Genomic DNA, 13,078 nt, shown 5'->3' with positions numbered 1-13,078 from the left:
ATCATGCGCGTGACTCACTCTCTGCTGGCCTTGAGCGTCATCAGTGCGGCGCTGTTTGCCGGGCAGGCTGGTGCCCATGGTCTGTGGACCGAACAACGCCGCGGCAATATCGAAGTGGTCTACGGCCATGGCGCTGAAGACAACGCCTTCAAGGCGCAAAAAGTCGCCGGGGCCTGGGCGTACGACCTGGCCGGCAAGCAGATTCCGGTGACCGTCGAACGGCTGGACGACCACGCCCGCCTCAAGCCGCTCAAGCCTGCGGCGGTGATGACCGTGGCGCTGGACAACGGCATGTGGACGCGCAACAAGGACAAGAAATGGATCAACGAAGGCCGTAGCAAAGTGCCCGGCGGCACCGACTCGATTCACACCTTCAAGTACAGCCTGGCGATCTATGAGCATGACGCCAAACTGCCGAATCTGGACAAGCTGAAGATGGTCATCGTGCCGCAGGCCGACCCGCTGGAAGTTGGTCCGGGCAAGCCACTGCCGGTGCAGGTGCTGATCGACGGCAAGCCGGCCGCCGGTATCAAGCTGTTTGGTGACTACCGCAGCGAACCGGACACAGTCAGCGCTGAAACCGATGCTGAAGGCCGCGCCAACGTGATCATCCGCAATGAAGGCCTGAACATCATCGCCGCTGAAGCGACCTTGCCGGTCAAGGGCGACGCGGATATCGAAGCACGCGGGCTGTTCACCTCCCTGACCTTCGTGGGTAAAGAGCACCACGACTGATTGACCCGCGTTATCTGCCCGGCGAACCTGCCGGGCAGCTTCTGCCTGTTGCTATCCCCTCCCCTGTGACAAGCGCTGCGCAGAGCCCTGACAGCCTTGAATCACCCTGTTACAAACAAGTAACAAGATGTTGTTGTGCCTTGCTGCGATCACTGAGATAACGGGAATCATTTTCAGTTACACCATTCCACGAATGGCTCCACTGCCCGCTTTCTCAACCTGATCGACAAGGATCGACCATGCGCCTCAAACCCTCCCTGCTCGCCCTGAGCCTGATCGGCAGCACTCTGTTCACAGCCCAGGCCAGCGCCCACGGTCTGTGGACCGAGCAACGCCGTGGCAATATCGAAGTGGTCTTTGGCGAAGGCGCTGAAGACACCGCTTACAAGCCGGCACAAGTGACCGCTGGCTGGGCCTGGGACAAGACCGGCAAACCGGTTGCCGTGACCATCGAGCCGCAGGCTGACCACGCCCGCCTCAAGCCGGCTGGCGAAGCAGCCGCAGTGGCAGCTGAACTGGACCTGGGGGTGTACACCAAGGGCAAGGATGGCAAGTGGGTCAACCAGCCACTGTCCAAAGTCCCCGGCGGCAGCGACGCCGTGCAGGCCCGCAAGTACAGCCTGGCGATCAACGACCACGTGAAACTGCCGGCGCTGGACGCCCTGAAACTGGTCATCGTGCCCCAGGCCGACCCACTGGAAATCGGCGTTGGCAAACCACTGCCGGTCAAAGTGCTGCTTGACGGTAAACCCGCCGCCGGCATCAAACTGATCCCGGACTACCGCAGCGCGCCGGATGAAACCAGCGGCGAAACCGACGCCCAGGGCAACGCTCAGGTGGTGGTGCGCAACGCCGGCCTCAACGTGATAGCGGCCCAGACCAGCGTTGAAGTCAAAGGCAACGCCGACTACAGCAAACGCGCGCTGTTCACCTCGCTGACTTTTGTGGGTGAAGAGCACCACGATTGATGCCCAGGGCGCATTGATTGCGCCTGCGCGGGATCCTTGCAGGAGCGACCTTGGTCTGGGCGGCACTCCGACGAAGGTGGCGTGAAACCGACCGCTAATGTGCTGATTTCACCGGCCCTTTCGCGAGCAAGCTCGCTCCCACAGGGCAGCAACAAGGCAGTGAAGCATACCGCCTTAACTGATCGGCATCCGTCCTGCGGGGCCACTGTCTTCGCGAGCAACCGGAGCACCGGGGGCTGACGTGCTACAAAAACCGCTTTTGATGATCAGCCGTCGGCAACAGGCACTGGTCGTACTTGCCAAACCAGCGATAACGGTTGCGCGCTATCCAGGCGTAACCGGTGTCACGCAGCCGCACCGGCAGCCACCTGAACACCCCAAGCAGCGGCCAGCCACCCGGCAACTGCCGTAGAACCTCGAAAAACGCATCAGAGCGCAGCCAACAGTGCCGGTCGCGAATCACCGCCATGGTTTCAAAACGATCCAGCGGTAAACCGGCCCAGGCCAACAGCGCCTGCCCTTCGGGCGATTGTACGGTGGCCAGCCGCACACGCTGGTGCTGATCGTGGCGGATCAGAAACCTCGCCCAACCGTTGCACAGCTTGCACACCCCATCGAACAGCACGACGGTTTCTCCTGGCGCCAAGAGTGGCGCCGGTTCAGGACGCAGCAGAGCGTTGGGCATCGACAGATCCTTCACAAGATGATGCAGCGCCTCACCTTACTCCACGCGCCGCTTGCCAGGCCAGCACAGGTTCTGAAACAGCGCTTGCCAATTACATTAGCGCTAATGTAGTTTTCACGCATTGCCCAAGGAGGCCCGCATGTCCGAGAAAAAACAACCCGGCCTGGGTGAACTGCTGCGCTATGTCAACGAATTGGTAGAGCACGGCGCGCAACACCACTACCAGCAGATGGGCCTGGACTACCGGGCGCGCTTCACGCCGGTGCTGCGTGCCATTCAGGCCGGCGCCAGCACCGTGACGCAGATCACCGCCCACAGTCACCTGACCCAGGGCGCGATCAGCCAGACGGTGGGTCAGATGGAGAGCGAGGGCCTGATTGCTCGCCAGCGTCAGGCAGATGCACGTATGAGCCGCATCGAGCTGACCGCCCACGGCCAGCAGTTGATCGCCCGCCTTGAGCAGCACTGGGCAACCACTTTTCAGGTGATCGAAAACCTCGAACAGGAGATCGGCTATCCGCTGTGTCAGGCACTGCAACACGCCGCTCGGGCGCTGGAGCAGAAAGGCTTTGCCCAGCGGCTGACAGAGCTGAAACTCAACCACTGCGCAGGAAAAACACTCAATGAGCAATAACTGGTTCGATCAGGGCGCGGCTGATTACTCGCGTTATCGGCCTCACTACCCTGCTGCACTGAGCGAATACCTGGCCAGCCTCGCGCCGAACCGGACCCTGGCGGTGGACGTCGGTTGCGGCAATGGCCAGCTCACTCAGCAACTGGCCGGGCATTTTTCGCAGGTCGCAGGGTTCGACCCCAGCGCCGAGCAGATCGCCCACACCGTGGCGCACAGCAATATCACTTACCAATGCGCCCCGGCCGAAAGCATTCCGCTGCCCGACCACAGTGCCAGCCTGATCACTGCCGCCCAGGCCGCGCACTGGTTCGACCTGCCGGTGTTCTACAACGAGGTACGGCGGATTGCCGAGCGGGATGCGGTGCTGGCACTGATCAGCTATGGCGTGCTGGGTCTTGAAGGCGAATTGGGCAAGCGCTTTGCGCAGTTCTACTGGCAAGAGATCGGCCCGTACTGGCCGGCCGAGCGCAAGCTGGTCGACGAGGGTTACCAGACCCTGGCGTTTCCCTTCGAGCCGGTCACTGCACCTGCCTTGAGCATCAAACTGGACTGGGACTTGCCCGCGTTTCTGGGCTATGTCTCGACCTGGTCGGCGGTGCGCAAGGCGCAACAGGACGCTCAACAGGACCTACTGCTGCGCTTTGCCCAAGACCTGGCGGCCATGTGGGGCGATGCAACCGACACCAGAACCATCAGTTGGCCGATCAATATGCGGGTGGGCAAGGTGTTGTCATAGAATCCGCACCTGCCAGATACTGGCTGCACGCACGTTTGAGACAGCCTGCCCATGCCTGTGACACTGGAACATCTGACCCGCATCGCGCACATCGAGTGCTCGAAGGTAACAGCGCAGAACACCGGCTACCCGAAACATACCCATGAAGAGTATGTCATCAGCGCCAACCTGCGCGGTCACGAACGGATCTGGTTCAACGGTCGCCAGCAGCAGGTCAGTCCGGGTCAGGTCACGTTGTACAACCCCATGACCATTCAGGCGTCGGAGTTTACCGCCGAGGGGGTGCAGTTCATCAGCCTGCACCTTGACGCACAGACGCTGCACTCGGCACTCAGCGAAACCGCCAGCACGCATGCCCTGCCGATTCTGCACGAAGGCGCGCTGAGCGATACCGCACTGTTCGGTGCCATCACCGGGCTTTATCAGTGCCTCGACACGCTTGATGTTGAAGAAGCGTTGCTGAGCCTGGTCAGCGAGCTGGCGCGGCTCACGACGTCGGCCGCCAGGCCTGCGGAGCCGGCGCGCGTCGGGCAGTTGATCCGCTTCATGCAGGCCAACCTCAATGAACCGCTCGAACTCGAAGACCTCTGCGCCGAAGCCAACGTGTCAAAGTTTCATCTGGTGCGCAGCTTCAAGGCCGCCGCGCAGTTGCCGCCCATGCAGTATTTCCAGCAGTTGCGCCTGATCGAAGCCCGCAAGCGTCTACGCCATGGCGAGCCGCCGGCACGGGTTGCCGCAGAGCTGGGCTTTTTCGATCAGGCCCATCTAAGCAACGCCTTCCGTAAAGTGATGGGCGCATCGCCGCTGGGCTACAGCTCGATGCTTGCTGGCGGTGAAGCCGGGAAAAACTCCAGGTAGCCGGTGAGCACGACGTAAACGGCAAAGTAAGCAAAGATCAGCGCCGAGCCGATGTAGGTGTACTTCATCAGCCGCGGCCCCAGCAGCCGCCCACCCTGTGCCGCCAGCAGGCACAACGCGCAGGCCCAGAACACCCCGGCAGTGAAGAACCCGCCGAGGAACAGGCCGGCGCCGGTCATGTCGGCGCCTTGCCGGGCGATGATTGCGCCGCCCACTGCAGCGAACCACAGGATTGCGCTGGGCGACGACATCGCCAGGATGATGCCGCGAGAAAACAGCGCCAGGTTGCTCCGGCCCCACTGATCACCCGCCGCCTGCAGGTTGTCTGCACGCACGTTCAGGGCGCTGCGCAGCATCTTCACACACAGGTAACCGAGCACCAGCGAACCACCGAGCCACAGCACCCAGCGCACCCACTCGATCTGCAACAGGACAGCCATCCCGGCCATGGCCAACACCGCGTAGAGCAGATCACCGACACAGGTGCCGATGCCCAGCCATACGCCCTGGGAAAAACCGCGCTGCATCGCCAGATTGATCATCGCCATATTGGCCAGGCCAATCTCCAGGCACAGCGAAAGGCTGAGCAAAAAACCGTTACCAAATTCCATCATCGTTTCCTTGAACAACTGCCAGACAGGCGCCCGCCGTGAACGTGCAGGATCAGCGCAGCGCCATCAAAACAGCCTGCCCAGGACAATTCTTGGAAAAAATTGCTCAGTGAAGCACCCAGGCGCTTATATCAGTAGAAATAGGCCAGGCGAAACTGCAACGAATGGTCGATCTTTACCCCTTCACGAATCGAAGTATCCCGCTGCACTTGCCCCAACACCTGTAACTGATTACTGAGCATGGTCGCCACGGTAAAACCTACAGTGCCGTTATCGTGACGGCTTGCCAGTGTGCGCCCGTCCAGTGTTTCCCTGGCGCCCCAGTTATGCCGGTAAGACAGCGCCGCGTAGGTTTGCGGGGTGAAGTTGTAGCGCAAGTGGTTGTGCAGTTGCAGCAACGGGTCTTTCTTTGCGTCAGTGGAACGCTGATTGTCATAGAACTCGGTCTCGGCGATCACGTCCCAGGTGATGCGGTCGGTCAGGCCCTTGATATAGCCGACCTGCAAATCCAGTGCCCAGCGGTTATTGCTCAAGGCAAAGCCTTGGTCTTTGTCTGCACCGGTGGGGGCCGTGACAAACACCGACCAGCCCAGATGTTCATTACGCGCCTGATCAGCGATGGTCCATACCGTACCGCCGAAAGTGATGTCACCGATGCCGGTGTTCTTGCTGTCGATCAGACCTACCTCCTGACGCCCGAACGGGATCACGATCTGCGGATCCCAAGTGTAGCCAGTGCCAAAAAAATCCGTGAAGTGGATCAGGCGCAACACACCCACGGTCATTTTCAGCCCCAGGTCATCGGCAACTTTTTCGCCACCGGAATACTGCGCCTCCCCCCGCGGATTCTGTTGATAGAGCACGACGGCGTTAGTGCCCTTCGATAACGCGGTGTAATCACCGGGGTCGGGACGCACATCCGCCTGGGCGAACTGAGCCGCCATCAGCAAGCCAAAACTTGCACACGAGCAAGAGCCAATGTTTCTCATGACCAACCTCATTTATTGTTATGGTTAGTTGTCATCGCGCACACATACCCCGGCACGTTTACATGTACCTAGAGGCCATGAAGTTGCTTGATCAGTTATTTAAAATTTGACCGCCGTGACAGTGCGCTCAGGGAAACTGGCCATCACCCTGATAACAAGATGACGGTTATCCCCTGCTACACACCGGCTTACCGTGATATTAAACAACCCATCAGAAGTGCCTGTTTGATCCGCGCGGCCACGATTGTTGGCATTTTCTGCCAATCCGGTGGCCAGCTACATCAACCCCGGCGTACCTCACTGGGCGTCACGCCATAACGCGCCTTGAAAGAGCGGGCAAAGTGCGCCTGGCTGGAGAACCCGTTGCAATAGGCAATTTCAGCCACACCCAAACGCGCGCCCATAGGCGAAGCGAGCATTTGCCGGGCACGCGCCAGGCGCTTTTCCAGCAAGTAACGGCCCGGCGCCCCGCCTTCCTGGGCGAACAACCGCGCCAGGTGGCGACTGGAGACCCCGGTGGCCGCCGCGACCTGCTCGCAACTGAGCGCCGGGTCATCAAGGTGCTGCTGAATATACTGTTTGGCAGCCAGCAGGTAGGCCGCGCTCAGCGCGCTGGCCCGGTGCTCGCCGGCGTGGTCGCTGATGATGCTGGCCAGCAGGTCGTAAGTCTCAGTCTGGAAGCGAGCGGCCTGTTCATGACGGGGGGCATCGAAAAAGCCATCGACACGCTCACCCAATGAGCGAACCAGCAAGCGTTGCACCGGACTTTCGGCGCCCACTCTGACCGCGCCCTGCAAATCACGCAGGCAGTGTTCGGCAAAGTCACTGGCCGGCATATCGAAGATAAACAAACGCATCGGCCCGGAAAAACCAAACAGGTAAGGTTTGTCATTTCGATAAAGCAACAGGTCACCGGGCTGTAACAGCAGACAATTGTCGCCCTGGTAAAAGAACGACTGACTGTGCTGCACCAACGCGACAAAGATGGACTCGCTGGGCGTCGACCGAATCATCGGCAGGCTGCGTTCGACCACATGTTCATTGCCGTCGATGCGCGCCAGCCGTAATCGATCAAGACACAGGTTGTCTTGGGTGGCCGTCAATCCTTTCTGGGCAAAGGACGAACACTTCAGGCCAACCAGAATCGACGCATTGTAGTCATCCCAAAAAGCCAGGCGTTGCTCGACCGGTATATCGAGGGTGCTGGCTCGCCGTGTTTCAAGCACTGTCGTGGCAGGCATTTTATTGTTCTCTGTATGGCAGGGCATCGAAGCCGCAAACACATGATTAACATGTGAACATTCAAGCGTCAACGGTCGCACTTTTACCCTTTCCAGCCTTTGGGAAATCGATGTCAGGAAACCACAAACATCCTGACCGTTCAGATCAAACCCCGATTTCGGGCCGCAGATAGAGTTTGTCTGGCCCTGACAAGACCGGGAAAAACCATGCTCACCACCTTGCGACAGCGCGCTGCCCGGCCACCCTGAGCACGCCCTTGAGCTAGACGATTTTCTGCCTCTGTGACTGGCCCCTGGCCTGGAGAACGACATGGCGTATAAAAATAATACCGCCCGCTATGAAAACACTTTGCTGTGCATCCTGTTCCTGACTTTCGGCTTCGTCTTTTTCGATCGTCTGGCGCTGTCTTTTCTGTTTCCGTTCATGCAGCAGGAGCTGCAACTGAACAACAGCCACTTGGGCATGCTGTCTTCGGTACTGGCGCTGGCCTGGGCGATTTCCGGGCTGGTGGTCGGTGCCTGGTCCGACCGCCACGGCAAGCGCAAGCCGGTGCTGATCGTGGCGGTTATTCTGTTTTCACTGTGTTCGGCAGTGTCCGGGCTGGTCGGAGGTTTCCTCAGCCTGCTGCTGTTTCGCGCCATCATGGGGCTGGCCGAAGGGCCGATCCTGCCGTTGTCGCAATCGCTGATGGTCGAGGCGTCATCGCCGCATCGGCGCGGCCTGAACATGGGCCTGCTGCAAGGCTCGGCCGCCGGCCTGCTGGGCGCAGTGGCCGGCCCGCCAGTGCTGGTGGCCCTGGCCGAGGCATTCGGCTGGCGTCACGCGTTCATCGTTTCGCTGCTGCCTGGGCTGCTGATCGCCTGGCTGATCTGGCGCTACGTAAAACCTGACGAACCACGCCCGGCGGCGCAGCCCACCAACAGCGAAACCGGCAAAGTCAGCATTTTTGCCCTGTTGAAGATCCGCAACATCATGCTCTGCACGTTGATCAGTTGCACCTTCGTCACTTGGTTTGTAGTGCTGATCTCTTTCACGCCGACCTTTCTGGTCAGCATCCGTGGCTTCAGTGCCAGCACCATGGGCACCCTGATGAGTTGCCTGGGCGTCGCCTGGGTGATCTGGGGCTTCGGCGTGGCGGCGATCTCCGACCGGCTCGGCCGTCGTCCGACCCTGGTGATTTTTTCGCTGCTGGCGGCAGCCTGCCCGATTGCGCTGCTGTATGCGCCCGATGCCATCAGCCTCGGTGCATTGCTGGTGCTGACCTACACAGGACTTGGCTGCTTCACCCTGTTCATGGCCACCATTCCGGCAGAGACCGTGGCCCGCGGCAACATCGCCACCGCGCTGGGCCTGATCATGGGCCTTGGCGAACTGATTGGCGGCTTCGTGGCACCGACCATCGCCGGCTTTGCCGCTGACCGCTTCGGCCTGTCAATCATCATGTGGATCTCCTGCGGCGGCGCGCTGCTGGCCGGTTTGCTGTCGCTGTTTCTGCAAGAAACCGCACCGGCCGTGCTGGCCCGCAAAAACCTTGCGGGCGCTCTGCCCGCCAAGACAGGCCAGGCCTGATACCCGACCCAGACCAGAAAAAACGTGGAGCCCGCGCGCGTGCGCGGGCTCCACCAGCACTTGGCATTATGAGGTACACCCTATGACCACCCTCACTCAACGCAGCTTCGACTACATCGTGATCGGCGCAGGTTCCGCCGGCTGCGTGCTGGCCAACCGACTGTCAGCCGACCCATCGGTTTCAGTCTGCCTGGTGGAAGCCGGCCCCAGCGACCGCACCCCGCTGCCGGCCGGCTACATCCGCACACCCGCCGGGATCATCCGCCTGATCGCCAACCCGAAGTGGAACTGGATGCACCGCTTCGCGCCGCAGAACGGCGTCACCAACCCCGAAATCCCCTGCCCGCGCGGCAAGGTCTGGGGTGGCTCCAGCGCAATCAACGGGATGATCTACATCCGTGGTGACCGCAATGACTATGACCGCTGGGCCGCTGCGGGCAACCGTGGCTGGAGCTACGATGAGTTGCTGGCGTACTTTCGCCGCAGCGAACACTTCGAGCCGGGCGAGTCGCAATGGCATGGCCGTGGTGGCGAACTCAACGTCGCCGAGCAGCGCAGCCCAAGCCCGGTCAATCAGGTGTTCTATGAGGCCGCCGCCGAGCTGGGCTGGCCTTACAACGCCGACTTCAACGGCGAGCAACAGGAAGGCATCGGCCCGTTCCATGTCACCCAGATCAACGGCGAACGCTGCAGCGCCTCCAGAGCGTTTCTGCATCCGATCCTGCAACGCCGCAACCTGACCATTCTCAGCAGCACCCTGACCCATCGGGTACTGCTGGAGGGCAAACGGGCGACCGGCGTCGAAGTCAGCCACGACGGTGAGGTGATAAAACTGCTGGCCAACCGTGAAGTGATTCTCAGCGCCGGCGCGATCAACTCACCCCAGTTGTTGCTGCTGTCCGGTATCGGCCCGGCTGCCGAACTGGCCCGTCACGGCATTGCGCAACAGCACGAACTGCCCGGTGTCGGGGAAAACCTGCAGGACCATCAGGACGTGGTGCTGATGTACCGCTCAGATGCCGAGCTAGGCTACGGGCTCAGCAGCAAAGGCATCGGCAGGCTCGCGCTGTCGCCATTGCAGTACCTGTTTGGCCGCCGTGGGCCGATGACTTCGAACACCGTAGAGTCCGGTGGTTTTCTGCGCCTGGACCCACAAGCCGCCACACCGGAAATCGGCGTGATCGTCGCCCCGGCGCTGAAAAACCAGCCGCAGCGCGTCATCCCGGTCGGTCACGGTATCAGCCTGCATGTGGCAGTGATGCACCCGCGCAGCCGCGGGCGGATCGGCCTGAACTCACCAGACCCGCATGACAAACCGCTGATCGAAGCCAACTTCCTCAGCGACCCGGCAGACCTCGACACGCTGGTTCAGGGCGTGCAGTTGATCCGCAAACTGGTCGCCACCGAGAGTTTTGCCCGACACCTCAAGGGCGAACTGGTGCCCGGCCCGCAGGTCACCAGCCGCAGCCAGATCGAAACCTGGATTCGCGCCAACCTGGGCACGGTGTTCCACCCGGTCGGCACCTGCAAGATGGGCCACGACGACCTGGCGGTGGTCGACGATCAACTGCGCGTACACGGGCTTGAGGGCCTGCGGGTGGCCGATGCCTCGATCATGCCGACGCTGATCACCGGCAACACCAATGCCCCGGCGATCATGATCGGCGAGAAAGCGGCCGATCTGTTGTTGGGCAAGTCGATTGCTTGAGGCGATTTGGGCGGCGGGCACGTGTGTTCTGTTCAGCGCCGGCTTGCCTGCTGCCTGCACCTGGGGCGCTGGCGAGGCATATGCCGGACGCTATTGCAGGATAACGCTCAAGCCAGCCAACTCGTCGCCGATACTGTGCGCAACCTTGCAACTGTGACCAATATGCCCAAACGAACACGCCTGCTGCTGGTATTGCTCGGCCTCAGCGCAATGCTGTACATCGCCGTGCAAGTCGACTGGTCTGTGCCAGGCCGCTACTACCGCAATTACCAGCATGTCCAGGCGATGCTGGCCCGCAAAGATCAGCTCGACAGTGCAGTGGCCAGGTTGCGTGCGCGCTACGGCGAAAGCGCAAACATGAGTTTCGCTGTCAGCTTCGACTTGCAGGGCACCTTCACCCAGGTTGTCCAGGTCACTCGTGAATGCGGAGAACTGGACGACCACAGCTTCCTCGACGACGCCAGGCAGTTGTTCAAGGAAGCTGGACTCGGCAGGATCGACCGCCTCGAATACCGCTATGGCTGTGATCAGCCACTGAGCTTTGGCATGACCGTCCAAGCCTTCAATCAGAGCTTCATCAGCGCACTCAAAGAGCACAGTTGGTGCCGCGAGATCACGCCGTCGCAGGCCTTGAGCCAGGCCAGGCTGGACCAGCCGTCTCAGCTGTGGACAGACAAGAATGCAGCGATACAGGCGCAACTGGACTCAGACGGCGACGGTTCGATAACCCGTGGGCGCTGGTACAGTGCCTTGGCACCGCTCAACGATGGCCAAGCGCAATATCGGATGATGCTGTGCGCCACCCGGGCTGTGATTCGGGTCCTGGAACCTGGGCTGGATGAAGCGCAGGTCTTTAAACTGAACAGCGAAGTGCATAGCGAAGGCCCAGACAGTCAGGCAGTCGAGGTGGGCCGCTATAGATTCTCCGGCGCTACCCGACCAATGGGGTTCAACGTCAGCCGGGTGCGCAAGGATTAGCCGCCGCGTGAGCGGCATTGGCGACACCAGCGATCGCCATGCAAGACGCTAGCGCTGCGCCACGAACTACTGAGTTTTTTTCACAAAGACATGAAAACGCCCCCTACTAATCAGCAGACTCGCGGACAGTCAACATAGCGGTCACCGGGAACAGCAGCCACCACCGGTAGCGGTTCTGGCTGGCCTGACCTTTGACTCCTGCTTGATAAGGTGCACTGACTGTGAGTAGTTCTTTAACGATTACCCAAGCCAACTCCAATCCCCTGCCTGTTGCCGGCAAACCCCGCGCGCGGCTGGCGGCCATCGGTATTTTTCTCGCCTCACTCGGCCTGCTTTCCCTGCCAGCCGGTTCCGCTCTTGCCGCGCAGGCACTGAAGGCCCCGGCGATCCCCGCAGGCGCTGATAACTTTTATAACAGCGCCAGCGTCACCGTGCAGAAAGTGACGTTCAAGAACCAGTACAACATGCAGGTCACCGGCAATCTGGTGACACCGAAAAACCTTGATCGCAAGCCCAAGGCACCCGCCATCATCGTCGGCCATCCCATGGGCGCGGTGAAAGAGCAAAGCGCCATGCTCTACGCGCAGAAACTGGCTGAGCAAGGCTTCGTAACCCTGGCCATTGATCTGCCGTTCTGGGGCGAAAGCGAGGGCCAGCCGCGCAATCTGGTGGCTCCCGAGCTGTACACCGAAGCGTTCAGCGCAGCGGTCGATTACCTGGGCACAAGTGACCTCGTTGACCGTGACCGTATCGGTGTATTAGGCATTTGTGGCAGTGGCAGTTTCTCGATCAGCGCGGCCAAACTCGACCCGCGCCTGAAAGCCGTTGCCACCGTCAGCATGTACGACATGGGTGCCGTTACCCGCCATGGCCTGCAGCACTCCGTGACCCTGGACCAGCGCAAGGCGTTGCTCGCCAAAGCGGCCGAACAGCGCTACACCGAGTACACCACCGGCAAGGGCATTTTCCTTGATTACCTGCCCGCGCAGGCGGATGCCGAGACCGACCCGATAACCCGCGAGTTCTGGGAGTTCTACCGCACGCCACGCGGGGCGGCCACCCCGCAAGGCATGACGCTGGAGCAAACCCAGAACCGCATGCTGAGCAGCGAAATCCGTTTCATGAATTTCTACCCGTTTAACGATATAGAAACGATTTCACCACGCCCGATGCTGTTCATCACAGGTGATCAGGCACACTCCAGGGAGTTCAGCGAAGACGCCTTCCAGCGCGCTGCCGAACCCAAGGAGCTTTACTACGTCAAGGGTGCCGGGCACGTCGATTTGTATGACCGTGCCGACCTGATTCCCTGGGAAAAACTGACCGGCTTTTATCAGCGCAATCTCAAGTGACCGCCTCGGTGCT

13 protein-coding genes are annotated in these 13,078 nt (G+C 60.7%); 9 read left to right on the top strand and 4 right to left on the bottom strand.

The window, feature by feature from the left end; translation table 11 throughout:
- The first annotated feature begins 3 nt into the window (after positions 1-3).
- A complete protein-coding gene (locus NRB16_RS01630; protein WP_045492492.1) occupies positions 4-735 on the top strand; it encodes a DUF4198 domain-containing protein in 732 nt (243 codons plus the stop codon).
- 239 nt (positions 736-974) lie between these two features.
- Positions 975-1,703 carry a DUF4198 domain-containing protein gene (locus NRB16_RS01625; RefSeq protein ID WP_045492495.1) on the top strand — a complete coding sequence of 243 codons (729 nt, stop codon included), beginning with the start codon at positions 975-977 and terminating at the stop codon, positions 1,701-1,703.
- Between the two features lie 244 nt (positions 1,704-1,947).
- Here NRB16_RS01625 and NRB16_RS01620 read toward each other — a convergent pair whose 3' ends face one another.
- Positions 1,948-2,388 carry a thiol-disulfide oxidoreductase DCC family protein gene (locus NRB16_RS01620; protein ID WP_045492498.1) on the bottom strand — a complete coding sequence of 147 codons (441 nt, stop codon included), beginning with the start codon at positions 2,386-2,388 and terminating at the stop codon, positions 1,948-1,950.
- Positions 2,389-2,527: 139 nt separating this feature from the next.
- Here NRB16_RS01620 and NRB16_RS01615 point away from each other — a divergent pair, with 139 nt between their 5' ends.
- Genes NRB16_RS01615 through NRB16_RS01605 form a run of 3 tightly spaced genes read left to right on the top strand, consistent with a single transcriptional unit; the run spans position 2,528 to position 4,616 of the window.
- On the top strand, positions 2,528-3,022 hold the full coding sequence (locus NRB16_RS01615; RefSeq protein ID WP_257105300.1) for a MarR family winged helix-turn-helix transcriptional regulator: 495 nt from the start codon (positions 2,528-2,530) through the stop codon (positions 3,020-3,022).
- A complete protein-coding gene (locus NRB16_RS01610; RefSeq protein ID WP_257105299.1) occupies positions 3,012-3,758 on the top strand; it encodes a class I SAM-dependent methyltransferase in 747 nt (248 codons plus the stop codon). The genes NRB16_RS01615 and NRB16_RS01610 overlap by 11 nt, the downstream gene beginning before the upstream one ends.
- Before the next feature lie 51 nt (positions 3,759-3,809).
- A complete protein-coding gene (locus tag NRB16_RS01605; protein ID WP_257105298.1) occupies positions 3,810-4,616 on the top strand; it encodes an AraC family transcriptional regulator in 807 nt (268 codons plus the stop codon).
- On the opposite strand, the gene NRB16_RS01600 is transcribed toward NRB16_RS01605, so the two are convergent.
- From NRB16_RS01600 to NRB16_RS01590, 3 genes are all read right to left on the bottom strand, one after another.
- A complete protein-coding gene (locus NRB16_RS01600) occupies positions 4,568-5,227 on the bottom strand; it encodes a LysE family translocator (RefSeq protein ID WP_144403339.1) in 660 nt (219 codons plus the stop codon). The two genes, NRB16_RS01605 and NRB16_RS01600, sit on opposite strands and share 49 nt — an antisense overlap.
- Positions 5,228-5,358: 131 nt before the next feature.
- A complete protein-coding gene (locus NRB16_RS01595) occupies positions 5,359-6,216 on the bottom strand; it encodes a transporter (RefSeq protein WP_257105297.1) in 858 nt (285 codons plus the stop codon).
- A gap of 281 nt (positions 6,217-6,497) precedes the next feature.
- Complete coding sequence (locus tag NRB16_RS01590) at positions 6,498-7,457, bottom strand: AraC family transcriptional regulator (protein WP_257105296.1); 960 nt, start codon at positions 7,455-7,457, stop codon at positions 6,498-6,500.
- Positions 7,458-7,767: 310 nt separating this feature from the next.
- Between NRB16_RS01590 and NRB16_RS01585 the strand changes: the two genes are divergently transcribed.
- The 4 genes from NRB16_RS01585 to NRB16_RS01570 all read left to right on the top strand — a co-directional run bounded on the left by NRB16_RS01585 (position 7,768) and on the right by NRB16_RS01570 (position 13,065).
- Positions 7,768-9,027 (top strand): MFS transporter, encoded by a 1,260-nt coding sequence (locus tag NRB16_RS01585; RefSeq protein WP_257105295.1) that lies wholly within the window; start codon positions 7,768-7,770, stop codon positions 9,025-9,027.
- Positions 9,028-9,109: 82 nt separating this feature from the next.
- Positions 9,110-10,735, top strand: coding sequence for a GMC family oxidoreductase (locus NRB16_RS01580; RefSeq protein WP_257105294.1), 1,626 nt, complete (start codon positions 9,110-9,112; stop codon positions 10,733-10,735).
- Between the two features lie 162 nt (positions 10,736-10,897).
- Positions 10,898-11,713: a hypothetical protein gene (locus NRB16_RS01575; protein ID WP_257105293.1), complete on the top strand. Its 816-nt coding sequence runs from the start codon at positions 10,898-10,900 to the stop codon at positions 11,711-11,713.
- A gap of 338 nt (positions 11,714-12,051) precedes the next feature.
- Positions 12,052-13,065 carry an alpha/beta hydrolase gene (locus NRB16_RS01570; protein WP_257105401.1) on the top strand — a complete coding sequence of 338 codons (1,014 nt, stop codon included), beginning with the start codon at positions 12,052-12,054 and terminating at the stop codon, positions 13,063-13,065.
- Positions 13,066-13,078: the final 13 nt, after the last annotated feature.

The organism is Pseudomonas sp. LJDD11 (assembly GCF_024584215.1).
GTDB lineage: Bacteria > Pseudomonadota > Gammaproteobacteria > Pseudomonadales > Pseudomonadaceae > Aquipseudomonas.
This window is presented reverse-complemented; position numbering and strand designations above follow the sequence as displayed.

Coding starts and splice junctions, on each gene's coding strand:
- NRB16_RS01630 (WP_045492492.1), top strand. CDS start 4: ATGCGCGTGACTCACTCTCTGCTGGCCTTGAGCGTCATCAGTGCGGCG.
- NRB16_RS01625 (WP_045492495.1), top strand. CDS start 975: ATGCGCCTCAAACCCTCCCTGCTCGCCCTGAGCCTGATCGGCAGCACT.
- NRB16_RS01620 (WP_045492498.1), bottom strand. CDS start 2,388: ATGCCCAACGCTCTGCTGCGTCCTGAACCGGCGCCACTCTTGGCGCCA.
- NRB16_RS01615 (WP_257105300.1), top strand. CDS start 2,528: ATGTCCGAGAAAAAACAACCCGGCCTGGGTGAACTGCTGCGCTATGTC.
- NRB16_RS01610 (WP_257105299.1), top strand. CDS start 3,012: ATGAGCAATAACTGGTTCGATCAGGGCGCGGCTGATTACTCGCGTTAT.
- NRB16_RS01605 (WP_257105298.1), top strand. CDS start 3,810: ATGCCTGTGACACTGGAACATCTGACCCGCATCGCGCACATCGAGTGC.
- NRB16_RS01600 (WP_144403339.1), bottom strand. CDS start 5,227: ATGGAATTTGGTAACGGTTTTTTGCTCAGCCTTTCGCTGTGCCTGGAG.
- NRB16_RS01595 (WP_257105297.1), bottom strand. CDS start 6,216: ATGAGAAACATTGGCTCTTGCTCGTGTGCAAGTTTTGGCTTGCTGATG.
- NRB16_RS01590 (WP_257105296.1), bottom strand. CDS start 7,457: ATGCCTGCCACGACAGTGCTTGAAACACGGCGAGCCAGCACCCTCGAT.
- NRB16_RS01585 (WP_257105295.1), top strand. CDS start 7,768: ATGGCGTATAAAAATAATACCGCCCGCTATGAAAACACTTTGCTGTGC.
- NRB16_RS01580 (WP_257105294.1), top strand. CDS start 9,110: ATGACCACCCTCACTCAACGCAGCTTCGACTACATCGTGATCGGCGCA.
- NRB16_RS01575 (WP_257105293.1), top strand. CDS start 10,898: ATGCCCAAACGAACACGCCTGCTGCTGGTATTGCTCGGCCTCAGCGCA.